Consider the following 12,363-nt stretch of genomic DNA (forward strand, 5'->3'; position numbering starts at 1 on the left):
GAAAGGGCATTGCCTCGTCATAAATCATTTCCAAATCAGCAGAGTGGAATGAGGAAGTTCACGATTATAAGACGGTGTGGCTTTCCTGCTTTACTAAAAACCACGCCCGCCAGTAATAATGCGTTATATGCGCTTTTTTTACGCAAAGCGGGCAAGCAGGTAAACAGATTATTATGCCTGCTTTCTGTCAGCGTCGTTTTTTATGAATGTAGTGATAAACAGCAGGCGGAATAGTTAAAGGGAAAGCCAGGCACGGAAATAACCGTACCCGCATTAATCTGACAGCATGACTTCTGGCGCTGATTAAAAAAATTTAAGCCTGATGTAATGCATTATCCAGCTAAGGCTTTCACCATACTTTTTCTGATGCCACTTTATACGGGCGAAGCGCTTCATCTCTTTATAATGTCTGGGTGTATCAAGTGGCTGTGAAGCCCACGGCGAGCGCTGGTAGTAGCGGTAGTAGAGCTGGGAAAGATCGCTGCCGGCCCATGCATGCCAGGGTTTGCATTTACCGGTGTAGTGAATCATGACGGTGCCATCTGGCACGCCAGAATGATCCCAGACTTTATTGGCGATGATGTCGTAAATATGGTTATAGCGGTCCGGCAGGAGCAGAATCTCATTCTCCAGCACAATATTCAGCGCATCCTGATCGGGAAAACCAAACTCTGCGCCACGCGTCACCAGCACGTCGGTAATGCGCGCCGTAGTCTGCCTTTCGAGCCAGCGCGGAATATTGATCAGCATAAAGCCGGAGTTGAAATAGTGATGATGCTTCAGCCCCAGCCTTGCGCACTGGTTCTGCCGCGCACGTGGTGTGTCGTTACAGGCCGCCAGCGTGTAATCCGCGATATCCAGGGTGAACAGAGGAGAGTAGTCACCCACTACAAGCGTGTCAGCATCAATATAGATCACCCTATCGCTGTAGCTCGCCACAGTTTCAGGGATCAGGAATCGGTAGTGGATGCTTTTAGGATAGCGACCCACAGCAGGCAACTGATCAACCCAGGCACTGTTAAAAATATGCAACGTAATCGCCAGACGGTGGCCTGTGGCCAGCAAGCGCAGTTTTTCCACATCTTTATTACGCAGCGAATCTGAGAAAATATGGGCGTGGAACGCGGTATCAGGATGATGATGGAGAAGTGAAAACAGCGTAATGCCCAGGCCACGCGCGTAGGCGTGGTTGATGCCAAACGCAACGTGAACCGGATTGTCATCCGTGTCAGCAAGCGTGTTGACCAGCAGCTGACTTTGCTGAACGGCATCAGCAAGAGGGGTAATTGCCATTACGCTTCACTATTCCAGATTATGAGTAATAAACGTTTGTATTCTAGTCAGTTTATCGTGATCCAGCCCGAATAATTTTTCAGCGGGCTGATCAAACTTAAAACGGGTGGCAAAAACGAACGTGGAGGCCGCAATATTATCGGGTCCGATAAACAACACGTTATTGACCGGACGCTGCTCCCTGACTTCACACGGCCCGTAAAGCATGATCACCGGAATCTGCTGGGCATCAGCAATATACGCATTGCCAGAATCAGAGGCGATATAGAAATCCATCTGCGCAATGGCCCAGGGAACCTCTTCCAGTTTCAGCTCACCAATCAGGCTGACGATATTCTCTTTGGGGCCGGTCAGGCTCAGTAACTCATCCAGCCACGGTTGCTCAGCCGGTGGGCCAAAGACATAAAAAGTGCAGGGCAGCTCAGCCAGCGACGCCATCAGCTGCTGCCAGATGCTGGCAGGAATGGTTTTGGCCCGATTACCGGCAGAAATACTGATACCTATTTTAATGCCGCTGCGCGGATTACGCAGCGCAACAGGCGGCTCAGCCGGCTGCAAGAGCGGCGAAGTCGCATGTTTGGGAAAATCGGTATAGCGGTAGTCACGGTTGATCAGCTTCAGATAACTGTCGAGCGTTAAATCCGTTTTGCTATGGTCGACAATGCCGCTGGCGCTGCGATAGAAGGTTGCATGGTAAGACTTGCGTACATAGGTGCGCAGAAACTGCTTGTTCGGTGCATTACATAACGCGGCGAAAAACAGGTTCACGCTGTTAGGCTGCACCAGATAGACGTTGTCATAACGGTTCATCAGCGTGAACGCGAGCTTCAGTTTGGCAAAAAAGCTGCGTTTAGCATCTTCGATAAGAAAGTAGTGGCTGACCGTATCATCGTGACGCGCCAGCGGCTCGACCGCCTTGCTGATCAGCAGTTCAGACTGACCCAGGGCGCGGAGCATCGGGGTGATATTGATGAAATCACCAATTTTTGCCGTCTGAATGATTAAGCTGCGCCCGGTTGGACGGTAAAACAGCCGCATTACCGTCCGCAAAGGCACCAGCAGCAGATAGATCAGCACATAGTTCATGGCGTATTTTCCCTGATAACGGCCTGAAGTTTTTCTGCCACCGCGTCAGCAGTCAGCTCCGCCAGATTGTGATTCGGGGCGCTTAATGCCTGTTGGTTCTGTCCATACCCGCCAATCAGGCCGGGATCGGTCGGGCCATACAGTGTGAGGTTGGGGCGATCCAGTGCCGCCGTCAGGTGGCTCAATCCGGTATCGACCGAAACCACCGCCCGCGCGCCCGCCAGCTGCTGTGCTATCGCTTCCAGCGTCAGCTTAGGCAGCACCTCGACATGCTCAAATCCTTCAGCAAGGCGCAAGGCGCGTTGATGCTCATGTTCTGCACCCCAGGGCAATTTCACCCGCAGCCCGCTGGGCTGGACCTGCTCAATAAGCTGACGCCAGTGGGATTCCGGCCAGTGCTTGTTGTCACGCGTTGTGGCATGCAGAAAGACCAGATAATGATGTGCGTCAGCGGACAGATGATGCAGGAAGTGTCCGGCAATCGCGTAGTCACCCTGACTTTGCGGCTTTTCATAGCCCAGGCTTTTGGCGAACAGTTCGCGCGTCCGCTCAACCGCGTGTTGTCGCTTACTGACTTCATGGCGGACGTCATACCACCAGCTGGCAAACGGCTCACGCGCGCTGCGGCTGTCCTGCCCGTGTTTTACCCCTTTCGATAAGCGGGTAACCAGCGCGGCACTTTTTATCAGCCCCTGCGCATCAATGACGACATCGTACTCACGCGACTGTAACGCGCGCTTAAACTGCACACGCTCTTCACGCTGCTGACTGCCAAACCAGTGTTTGCGCCAGCGACGGATTGCGACCGGTAACACCTTATCGACCGCAGGATGCCAGCCAGGGATCTGCGCGAAGTTCTCTTCCACCACCCAGTCGAAACGGATACCGGGGATAGCATGCATCGCATCGGTCAGCGCCGGCAGTGAATGCAGCACATCGCCCATCGAAGAGGTTTTAACAATCAGGACGTGCATGGCACCTCCTGTGGTGCGAGCAGTTCGCTCAGCGTCTGATGTACGCGCTCAGGCTGAATGTCGATCAGGCTCTGGTGATAGCCCTGTTCGGCATCGCCTTTGCGGACTTTGTGATAGCCGGTAATCAGGCGAATAATACGCGCCTGTTTTGCAAGCGGCGGCGTAAAGTCAGGGCTGCTCGGCCCATAGAGCGCCACCAGCGGACGGTCCAGCGCCGCAGCGATATGCATCAGGCCGGAGTCGTTGCTGACCACGGCACGGCATTGCGCCAGCAGAATCACTGCCTGCTCCAGCTGGGTTTCACCGGCAAGATTACGACAGTGGCCGCGTGCATCTTCTGGCAGCGCAGCGATAATCTCGTCGCCGGTCGGGCGATCTTTGGCGGAGCCAAACAGCACAATCTGGAAGCCTTCAGCAATCAACTGACGGGCCAGCGTGGCGTAGTGATAGTGTGGCCAGCGCTTGGCGGGGCCAAATTCAGCGCCCGGACAAAAACCGATGATCGGACGGGTCGCCGCGAGCTGGAACTGTGCGGCGGTTTCAATCTTTTCCTGCTCTTCAACCTGAAGCTTTGGCCATAACAGCGGCTGTGGCAGCTGCGCCGCCGAAGCAACAGGCGTGTCGTAGCCCAGCGCAACGTAACGCTCAACCATGAGTGGAAACGCCGTTTTATCCAGCACCCGCAAATCGTTCAGCAGGCCATAGCGCATTTCACCGCGCCAGCCGACGCGACGTTTTATTCCGGCAAAGAAGGGAACCAGCGCCGACTTAAAGGAGTTAGGCAGCACATAAGCACGGTCATAGTGACTGGCGCGCAGTACTTTTCCCAACCGGCGACGTTCACCAATCTCCAGTGCGCCATGCCCGAGCGGCATCGCCAGCGCCTGATTCACCTCCGGCATGCGTGACAGTAATGGGCGGCACCACGCGGGTGCCATCACATCAATCACTGCATCCGGATGTTCGGCCTTAAGTGTGCGATAGAGACTTTGCGACATCATCATATCGCCGACCCACGACGGGCCGATTACCAGAATTTTCATCGCCGGAGCAGCTTCCTTTATGCGTTGCGGTTCAGCCAGACCATATATTCAGCGACGCCCTGCGCCACCGTTTTAAATGGCTTGTCGTAACCGGCAGCACGCAATTTAGTGAGATCGGCCTGGGTATAGGCCTGATAGCGTCCTTTGAGTTTTTCCGGGAACGGGATGTACTCGATCTGACCTTTCTGATGGAATTTCAGAACCGCATCAGCCACTTCCTGGAAGGATTCGGCGCGGCCTGTACCACAGTTATAAATTCCGGAGACGCCATTTTCCCAGCACCACAGATTCACTTCTGCCACATCATCAACGTGGATGAAATCACGCTTAAAGCCATCGCTGCCTTCAAACAGTTTTGGATTTTCATCGTTGCTGATCTGTGTGTTCAGATGGAAGGCAACGCTGGCCATGCTGCCTTTATGGCCTTCACGCGGGCCGTAGACGTTGAAATAGCGGAAGCCGCACACCGGCGAGTTCGCTTCCGGCAGCATCTGACGGACATAGTGGTCGAACAGCATCTTGGAATAGCCATAGACATTCAGCGGCTGCTCATACTGGCGCTCTTCGATGAAATTCTCGTTGCGTCCACCGTAAGTGGCTGCGGAAGAGGCGTAAAGGAACGGGATCTCGCGCTCAAGGCAGAAGTGCAGCAGCTCTTTTGAGTACTGATAGTTGTTTTCCATCATGTACTTGCCATCCCACTCGGTCGTGGAGGAGCAGGCACCCTGATGGAAGACCGCTTCAATCGGGCCTAAATCATCGCCCGCGATCACGCTCATCAGGAACTCTTCTTTGTCCATGTAATCGACGATATCCAGGTCGACTAAATTGGCAAACTTGGTGCCATCCTTCAGATTATCCACCACCAGAATGTCGGTGTGACCGCGATCGTTCAGCGCTTTGACGATGTTGCTGCCAATCATTCCTGCGCCGCCAGTTACGATAATCATGTTGTTACCTTCAACGTTGTGGGGTGAAACAGGAGGTTTCACACACGAATACCACACATCATAACATTTCATCAGAGTGCAGACAGCCAGATGACTCTGTAACGCGTTGCGCGTACATCGTCACGGCGTGAACTATGCTGCAAAAATGACATTCTGTTAGGCAATTTATCGTGAAGAAGCGGCCTGTTCAGTAAAATATGCCAGATTTTTGCCATCTGAGGAGAGCAATGATGCCTGCGCAATTTTATCAACAACTTCGTCAGCAACTTGATGATGCATGTCAGGAAGGACTGTTTAAACAGGAGCGGATTATTACCTCTGCTCAGCAGACGGAGATCGCGGTTGGCAGCGATTCGGCAGTGATTAACTTCTGCGCTAATAACTACTTAGGTTTAGCGAACCATCCGGCGCTGATTCAGGCGGCGAAAGAGGGCATGGATTCGCATGGTTTCGGCATGGCGTCGGTGCGCTTTATCTGCGGCACACAGGACAGCCATAAGCAGCTGGAAAAGCGGCTGGCAGAGTTTCTCGGCATGGAGGATGCCATTCTCTACTCCTCCTGCTTCGATGCCAATGGCGGTCTGTTCGAAACCCTGCTTGATGCGCAGGATGCGGTGATCTCGGATGCGCTGAATCATGCCTCCATTATCGACGGCGTCCGTCTCTGTAAAGCGCAGCGTTATCGCTACGGCAATAACGATATGGTGCAGCTGCGGGCCTGTCTGCAGGAAGCGCGCGACAAAGGTGCCCGACATATTCTGATTGCCACTGATGGCGTCTTCTCAATGGATGGGGTGATTGCGAATTTGCCCGCCATCTGCGATCTGGCCGATGAATTCTCTGCGCTGGTGATGGTAGATGATTCCCACGCGGTGGGTTTTGTCGGGAACGCTGGACGCGGCACCCATGAATACTGCGACGTCATGGGCCGGGTCGACATCATTACCGGCACGCTGGGTAAAGCGCTGGGCGGCGCGTCCGGTGGCTACACCGCAGCAAAGGCCGAAGTGGTGGAGTGGCTGCGTCAGCGTTCCCGTCCTTATCTGTTCTCTAACTCGCTGGCGCCGGCCATTGTGGCCGCCTCGCTGCGGGTGCTGGATCTGCTTAGCGAAGGTGACGGGTTGCGTCAGCGTCTGTGGGACAACGCCCGTTATTTTCGCGAGCAGATGACGGCGGCGGGCTTTACGCTGGCGGGGGCCGATCACGCCATTATCCCGGTGATGTTGGGTGAAGCCAGTGTTGCCCAGGAGTTTGCCCGCCTGCTGCAACAGGAAGGTATCTACGTGACCGGTTTCTTCTATCCGGTGGTGCCAAAAGGCCAGGCACGCATTCGCACCCAAATCTCTGCGGCGCATACCCAGCAACAGCTGGAACGTGCGGTGCTGGCCTTTACGCGCATCGGCAAACAACTGGGCGTCATCGCCTGAGGAGTCCGTCATGAAAGCACTCGCCAAACTGAAGAAGGAAGCGGGCATCTGGATGGTGACCGATGCCCCGGTTCCAGAACCGGGTCACAACGATCTGCTGATTAAGATTCGTAAAACCGCCATCTGCGGCACCGATGTCCATATCTACAACTGGGATGACTGGTCGCGCAAAACCATTCCGGTGCCGATGATTGTTGGTCATGAGCATGTGGGTGAAGTGGTCGCGATTGGACAGGAAGTGAAAGGCTTTACGATTGGAGACCGGGTTTCGGGCGAGGGGCACATTACCTGTGGACACTGTCGCAACTGTCGCGCCGGACGCACCCATTTATGCCGTAACACGATGGGCGTGGGCGTTAACCGTCAGGGCTGCTTTGCGGAGTATCTGGTCATCCCCGCCTTTAATGCATTCAACATTCCCGACAACATTTCCGATGAGCTGGCGGCAATCTTTGATCCGTTCGGCAACGCGGTGCACACCGCACTCTCGTTCGACCTGGTCGGTGAGGATGTGCTGATCTCTGGTGCAGGTCCAATCGGCATCATGGCTGCTGCAGTCTGTCGCCACGTCGGCGCACGCAACGTGGTGATCACAGACATCAATGAGTATCGCCTGGCACTGGCGCGGAAAATGGGCGTCACGCGTGCGGTCAATGTGGCGAATGAGGATCTGCGGGAAGTGATGCACTCGCTGGGGATGACGGAAGGATTTGATGTCGGACTGGAGATGTCGGGTGCGCCTCCTGCCTTCCGTTCACTGCTGGAGGTAATGAATCACGGTGGGCGGATTGCACTGCTGGGCATCCCGCCGGGTGAAATGGCGATCGACTGGAATCAGGTAATCTTTAAGGGGCTTTTTATCAAAGGCATCTATGGCCGTGAGATGTTTGAAACCTGGTACAAAATGGCGGCGCTGATTCAGTCCGGTCTCGATTTAACGCCGGTCATTACGCATCGCTACGGTATCGACGATTTCCAGCAGGGCTTTGATGAGATGCGTTCAGGACGCTCGGGGAAAGTGATACTGAGCTGGGATTAAAACAACGGCCGCTGGCGCGGCGGCCACAGGATTAACTTTGCTTCTTCTCTTCGTCGGTCAGGTAGCGCACTTTGCGCGTGTAGTCCTGGCCTTTAAAGTTCAGCGGCTGCTGCGGATCGATAAGGTATTTCTGCCATTCCGACAGCGGAAAGCCGCCATGTGCGCCCACCACATCCGGCGGGATGACGGCTGACTGACCGCCAATTTTCTTGGAGACCGGCCAGTTAGCCCATTCGCCCAGATTGACGGTTTTAATATCCAGCATGTCCAGCAACACCGCGAGCGGCAGCTGATCGGTCGGCGGCTGGCTGTCGTTCATTAAATTCCAGGTGTCATTAAACAGCGTCAGCCACAGCGGCGAAATGCGCTGCCAGACTTCACGAGTGGCAGCCAGGTAAGCACCATTCACGTGGTCCACCAGATAAGGCCGGATACTGTGCGGATAGTAAGCGGGAATAGCCTCTTCCGGTGCACCCTCCAGCTTGGCAATCATTTTCCCCTGACGGAAGCTGGAATAGAGGTGACCTGGCTTCATCATGATCTCAGGCATCTTAAGCAGGTTGAGGTCGGAATCGATCATCAGAATGCCGTCGCCTTCTGCCTGCAAGGGCGCCTGCAATTTGATCAAACGACTGCGATAGATCTGCTTGTAGCGATAGCTCTCTTCGCGGTGCGGGACATCCAGCGTCGCCACGCGGGTTTTCGCTGGCAGACTGCCAAAGGCATGAGCCGGTTGATCGCTGACAATCACGATCTCTTGTGCCTGTGTCGCAAAGCGCGCCGCAAAATCAGCGCTGAGCAGGGCTTCTTCAATATAGTCCGCGCCGGTGCAGGGGATCACAACAGACGTGACCGGCACACTACCCTGAACCGCTTTATGCGAATAAGGCAGGTTATGACGCGCCCTGATGTGGCGATAACGGGGATTTAAAAAATTAAGCATGAGGTTTCTTTTTGACGACGCTTTGCAAAATATTCTCGACGCCGCTGATATAGGTTTCAATGGCGTACTGTTCACGTACGCGTTTCGCTGCCGCATTGATCAGGCGTTGACGCAAATCCGCATCCTGCCACAGCGCGGTCAGTTGCTGAGTTAGCTGTACCACGTTGCCATAATCAAACAGCAACCCCGTTTCGTCATGACTGATCAATTCGGCAGTGCCGACCACGCGGGATCCCACGACGGCGGTATTCACCAGCATCGCTTCCAGCACAACCCGTGGTAAGCCCTCACTGCGTGAAGCAAGAATAAAGGTATCAAAGGCAGTGAGGTAATCCAGCGCATTGTTCTGAAAGCCCGTAAAGACCACGTGATGCTGGATGTTCTCTGCGGTAGCAAGTTGCAGCAGATGCTGAAGTTCCGGACCCGCGCCGACAATCACCATCCGCCAGTCTGCATCAGGGTTAGCGCGTTTGAAACGGCCCAGCGCCTGCAGAATATGGTGATTAGATTTACGTAATATCAGCGAGCCTATTGTGCCAAACACAAAGGTTGAAGGTGAGAGTTTAAAGCGCTGGCGGACGTCAATGCGGTTGGGCAGAGGCTGGTGGATATCAATAGCGTTGTTGACGGTAAAACAACGCTCCGCATCGACACCATGGCGGCGTAAGGTGTTATTCACGCCCTGAGACACGGCAATAACCGCCTGGCAATCCTGATTGACCATGCTGACCAGCCGCGGCTCCAGAACCGGATCGATACGGCAGTGCTGTACCACCGCAACGTCAAGGCTGCGCGCGGCCAGATAACCTTCCACATTGGTGCTGGGCTGGTTATTCATATAGAGCGTATCGAACCTTCCCAGCTGCAGCAGTGAGTTGATTTTGCTGGCATTGGGCATGATGCGCCAGTGGGTATCGATCTTATCGATGGCGCGCTTCTTGAGCTTTTTATTGAAAAACAGCAGTGCCCGCGCAACTTCTTTAACAAACTTTGCCCAGCGTGGCTGTTTGATTTGCGGAATAAAAAAGACCGGAATAGCCAGCGCATTCAGCGTGGCTTCAATGGTTTCATCGTTGCCACGGCTGTAGTTGTGATAGAAGCAGCAGGTGATATCAAACTTTTGACGATCGATACGTTTCAGCAGCTCCAGCATACTGTTGGTGCCGCCGCCCCACTCTCTGCCGTTATCCAGCAGCAGGATTTTTTGTTTATTAATCGTCATCCCTATCACTGTTCCCGCACCGCCCTTTATCGCCCGACCCAGGATTATAGTAATTTCTGCGTATAAATGAACGCTAAGCCGACGACTTAGCATTCATCGCAAATTCAGAACAGATTTTTTAGCGTCCTGAACAGCGGGCTGTTATTCACGCTTTCACCAATGACCGTTAAGGCTCTGGTGGCAGGAACCGGCGCCAGCGGCTGTTTCAGTTTACACAGGCCGGCAGGCTGGAAGCGTGGTGGCACCGGTTTTGACGGTGCGACTGGCGTCCGTGAGCCGATGTGGAGTGATTCGTTCAGCAGCTGGCTGGGACGAACCAGTGTAATGTCGGCTGGCAGCGTGGGTAGCATCTGCAGCAGCACCCGTACGGTAGTCGGGTGGGGGTGACCAATGGCAATCGCATAACCGTCGCGCTGCGCCAGCTTCACCGCCCGGCTGAACTGTTGGCGGATGGCGTTAATATCCTGGCTGTCATCAAGGAATACCCGGCGTTTTAACACCCTGACCTGGGTACCCTGCGCGGCAGGTATCGCCTGGCTGTTAGCGATGGTCATGCTATCCAGGAAGTAGAGATTGTAGTGATTCAGCGCCTGCATCACTTTCTGCATGCCGGACAGGCTTGAGGTCATCCTGCTGCCCATATGGTTGTTCAGACCGACGGCATAAGGCACGTTGTTAACCGCATTACGCATTATGCGGGTAACCTCTTCGCTGCTCATCTCCGGCGTTAAGGTATCTTTTTCCAGCGGCTGTTTGCTCAGCGGCGCCATTGGCAGATGAATCAATACTTCGTGACCACCCTGATGCGCTTTAGTGGCCATTTCACGGGCGTGGGGCGCGTTGGGCAATACCGCCACGGAAATAGCCTGCGGCATCTGCAGGACTTTGTTCTCTTCGGCAGGGCGATAGCCGACGTCATCGATGACAATGGCCAGTTTGCCCGCCTGTGTAGCATAGCTGAACAGTAAGGCGCTCAACAGAACGGAGATTTTTCGACGTTGCAGCAAAACTTATTTTCCTAACCACGGGAGTGGATTGACGGCCTGTCCCTGACGTCGGATTTCAAAATAGAGCGACGGGGTACCGCGGCCACCACTGGTGCCCACCAGGGCGATAGGCTGTCCTGCCTTCACCTGCGTACCCACGCTCACCAGCGCACTTTGGTTGTAGCCATACAGGCTCATATCACCTTTGCCGTGCTCCAGCACCACGACCAGACCGTAGCCCTGCAACCAGTCGGCCATCAGCACACGACCATCAGCGATAGCTTTTACCTCGGTGCCTTCCCGCGCATCAATCACCAGTCCTTTCCAGCGCAGTTCACCCTGCAGCTGTTCACCAAAGCGATGTTCAATGCGTCCGCGCACCGGCCACAACGCCTGTCCGCCCGCGCGCCCCAGTCCGCCCGTGCGGGCTACCAGTTCACGTTCGCTCTGAGTCGGCTGATAGCTGGAGCCTTTGGCTTTCGCCTGCGCCTGACGCTGACGCACTTTTTCCGCCTCGCGCGCTTCACGGGCTGCGCGCTCTCGCGCCTCACGTTCTGCCCGGGCGATTTTATCCTGCAGACGGCTTTCGTTCTGGCGCATCTCGACCAGATCAGCCTGATCTTTTTCCAGCGCACTTTCCAGTGACGTCAGGGTCTTTTTACGCGCATCGCTCGCCTGTTGCAGCTTCTGCTGCTGCCCCTGCTGCTGTGCTAATAAGCCTTTCTGCTGCTGTTGCTTCTGCTCCAGCGTGGCACGTTGCTGGTCTAAATCCTGGCGCGTCTTTTGCAGCGATTCGATACTTTTCTGGCGGGCATCATTGAGATAGCCGAAATAGGCCAGAATACGCTCACTGCGCTGGCTCTCTTCACCGCCCATCAAAAGCTGGACGCCGCTGTGCTGGCCCTGACGAAATGCCGCATCAAGTTGCTCAGAAAGCAGGTTTTCCTGCTGAGTCTGCTGTTTCTCAAGGCGGGTGATGGAGGCAGCGAGTTGCCTGATCTCGTCATTCAGAGCAGTGAGGCTATTGCGGGTGTCACGCAGCTGCCGGCTCGCCTGAGCGATGATTTTTTCCTGGCTCTGCAACTGATCCAGCAGTTTGCTGCGCTGCAGTTTCTGCGCTTTAACGCTTTTTTCTTTTGCAGCAATGTTTTGCTGAATGGATTGCAGCTGAGATTTACTGTCCTCTGCGCTGTGAACAGCGGCAGGCAACAACAATACTCCCGCACAAAGCAGACTAAGGGAGAGGCTGGACAGGTGTGTGAACAACGGCAGGTTATCGCCGTTGGGACAGGTCCTTGTGTGCGAAACGGTTGTTTTTCCCTTCATAGGCCAATGATTATTCCACGATGAACCGCCGCTTACCAGTGCTGCCAACGGGCATTTGCTTTTCCAGTTATGTC

General features: G+C 54.6%; 11 protein-coding genes. 2 read left to right on the forward strand and 9 right to left on the reverse strand.

The window, feature by feature from the left end:
* Positions 1 to 303 precede the first annotated feature (303 nt).
* From QSK07_RS21015 to rfaD, 5 genes are read right to left on the reverse strand one after another with little or no spacing between them, the layout of a single operon-like run.
* Positions 304 to 1,293 carry a glycosyltransferase family 8 protein gene (locus QSK07_RS21015; RefSeq protein WP_275222609.1) on the reverse strand — a complete coding sequence of 330 codons (990 nt, stop codon included), beginning with the start codon at positions 1,291 to 1,293 and terminating at the stop codon, positions 304 to 306.
* Positions 1,294 to 1,302: 9 nt separating this feature from the next.
* A complete protein-coding gene (locus QSK07_RS21020) occupies positions 1,303 to 2,379 on the reverse strand; it encodes a glycosyltransferase family 9 protein (RefSeq protein WP_285722886.1) in 1,077 nt (358 codons plus the stop codon).
* On the reverse strand, positions 2,376 to 3,353 hold the full coding sequence (gene rfaC, locus QSK07_RS21025; protein WP_098052013.1) for a lipopolysaccharide heptosyltransferase RfaC: 978 nt from the start codon (positions 3,351 to 3,353) through the stop codon (positions 2,376 to 2,378). Before rfaC ends, QSK07_RS21020 begins: the two co-directional genes overlap by 4 nt.
* A complete protein-coding gene (rfaF, locus tag QSK07_RS21030) occupies positions 3,341 to 4,396 on the reverse strand; it encodes an ADP-heptose--LPS heptosyltransferase RfaF (RefSeq protein ID WP_098052014.1) in 1,056 nt (351 codons plus the stop codon). Before rfaF ends, rfaC begins: the two co-directional genes overlap by 13 nt.
* A gap of 17 nt (positions 4,397 to 4,413) precedes the next feature.
* On the reverse strand, positions 4,414 to 5,346 hold the full coding sequence (gene rfaD / locus QSK07_RS21035; protein ID WP_033734492.1) for an ADP-glyceromanno-heptose 6-epimerase: 933 nt from the start codon (positions 5,344 to 5,346) through the stop codon (positions 4,414 to 4,416).
* A gap of 230 nt (positions 5,347 to 5,576) precedes the next feature.
* On the opposite strand from rfaD, the gene QSK07_RS21040 reads away from it, so the two are divergent.
* Both QSK07_RS21040 and tdh read left to right on the forward strand, forming a co-directional pair.
* Positions 5,577 to 6,773 (forward strand): glycine C-acetyltransferase, encoded by a 1,197-nt coding sequence (locus QSK07_RS21040; protein ID WP_285722951.1) that lies wholly within the window; start codon positions 5,577 to 5,579, stop codon positions 6,771 to 6,773.
* A gap of 10 nt (positions 6,774 to 6,783) precedes the next feature.
* A complete protein-coding gene (tdh, locus tag QSK07_RS21045; RefSeq protein WP_285722890.1) occupies positions 6,784 to 7,812 on the forward strand; it encodes an L-threonine 3-dehydrogenase in 1,029 nt (342 codons plus the stop codon).
* A gap of 31 nt (positions 7,813 to 7,843) precedes the next feature.
* On the opposite strand, the gene QSK07_RS21050 is transcribed toward tdh, so the two are convergent.
* The 4 genes from QSK07_RS21050 to envC form a co-directional block, all read right to left on the reverse strand.
* Positions 7,844 to 8,755 (reverse strand): hypothetical protein, encoded by a 912-nt coding sequence (locus QSK07_RS21050; protein WP_285722892.1) that lies wholly within the window; start codon positions 8,753 to 8,755, stop codon positions 7,844 to 7,846.
* Positions 8,748 to 9,977 (reverse strand): glycosyltransferase, encoded by a 1,230-nt coding sequence (locus QSK07_RS21055; RefSeq protein WP_275222602.1) that lies wholly within the window; start codon positions 9,975 to 9,977, stop codon positions 8,748 to 8,750. Before QSK07_RS21055 ends, QSK07_RS21050 begins: the two co-directional genes overlap by 8 nt.
* A gap of 104 nt (positions 9,978 to 10,081) precedes the next feature.
* The gene (locus QSK07_RS21060; RefSeq protein ID WP_285722894.1) at positions 10,082 to 10,984 is read right to left on the reverse strand and encodes a divergent polysaccharide deacetylase family protein; all 903 of its coding nucleotides are present in this window, start codon (positions 10,982 to 10,984) and stop codon (positions 10,082 to 10,084) included.
* Positions 10,985 to 10,987: 3 nt separating this feature from the next.
* Positions 10,988 to 12,289, reverse strand: a complete 1,302-nt coding sequence (gene envC, locus QSK07_RS21065) for a murein hydrolase activator EnvC (protein ID WP_098052019.1) — start codon at positions 12,287 to 12,289, stop codon at positions 10,988 to 10,990.
* Positions 12,290 to 12,363 lie beyond the last annotated feature (74 nt).

It is taken from the genome of Pantoea sp. QMID4, assembly GCF_030270445.1.
GTDB lineage: Bacteria > Pseudomonadota > Gammaproteobacteria > Enterobacterales > Enterobacteriaceae > Pantoea > Pantoea vagans.

What these genes read in the sequence shown, in the direction of transcription:
- QSK07_RS21055 (WP_275222602.1), bottom strand. Translation starts at nt 9,977, where the DNA reads ATGACGATTAATAAACAAAAAATCCTGCTGCTGGATAACGGCAGAGAG.
- rfaC (WP_098052013.1), bottom strand. Translation starts at nt 3,353, where the DNA reads ATGCACGTCCTGATTGTTAAAACCTCTTCGATGGGCGATGTGCTGCAT.
- rfaF (WP_098052014.1), bottom strand. Translation starts at nt 4,396, where the DNA reads ATGAAAATTCTGGTAATCGGCCCGTCGTGGGTCGGCGATATGATGATG.
- rfaD (WP_033734492.1), bottom strand. Translation starts at nt 5,346, where the DNA reads ATGATTATCGTAACTGGCGGCGCAGGAATGATTGGCAGCAACATCGTC.
- QSK07_RS21040 (WP_285722951.1), top strand. Translation starts at nt 5,577, where the DNA reads ATGCCTGCGCAATTTTATCAACAACTTCGTCAGCAACTTGATGATGCA.
- QSK07_RS21050 (WP_285722892.1), bottom strand. Translation starts at nt 8,755, where the DNA reads ATGCTTAATTTTTTAAATCCCCGTTATCGCCACATCAGGGCGCGTCAT.
- QSK07_RS21015 (WP_275222609.1), bottom strand. Translation starts at nt 1,293, where the DNA reads ATGGCAATTACCCCTCTTGCTGATGCCGTTCAGCAAAGTCAGCTGCTG.
- QSK07_RS21020 (WP_285722886.1), bottom strand. Translation starts at nt 2,379, where the DNA reads ATGAACTATGTGCTGATCTATCTGCTGCTGGTGCCTTTGCGGACGGTA.
- tdh (WP_285722890.1), top strand. Translation starts at nt 6,784, where the DNA reads ATGAAAGCACTCGCCAAACTGAAGAAGGAAGCGGGCATCTGGATGGTG.
- envC (WP_098052019.1), bottom strand. Translation starts at nt 12,289, where the DNA reads ATGAAGGGAAAAACAACCGTTTCGCACACAAGGACCTGTCCCAACGGC.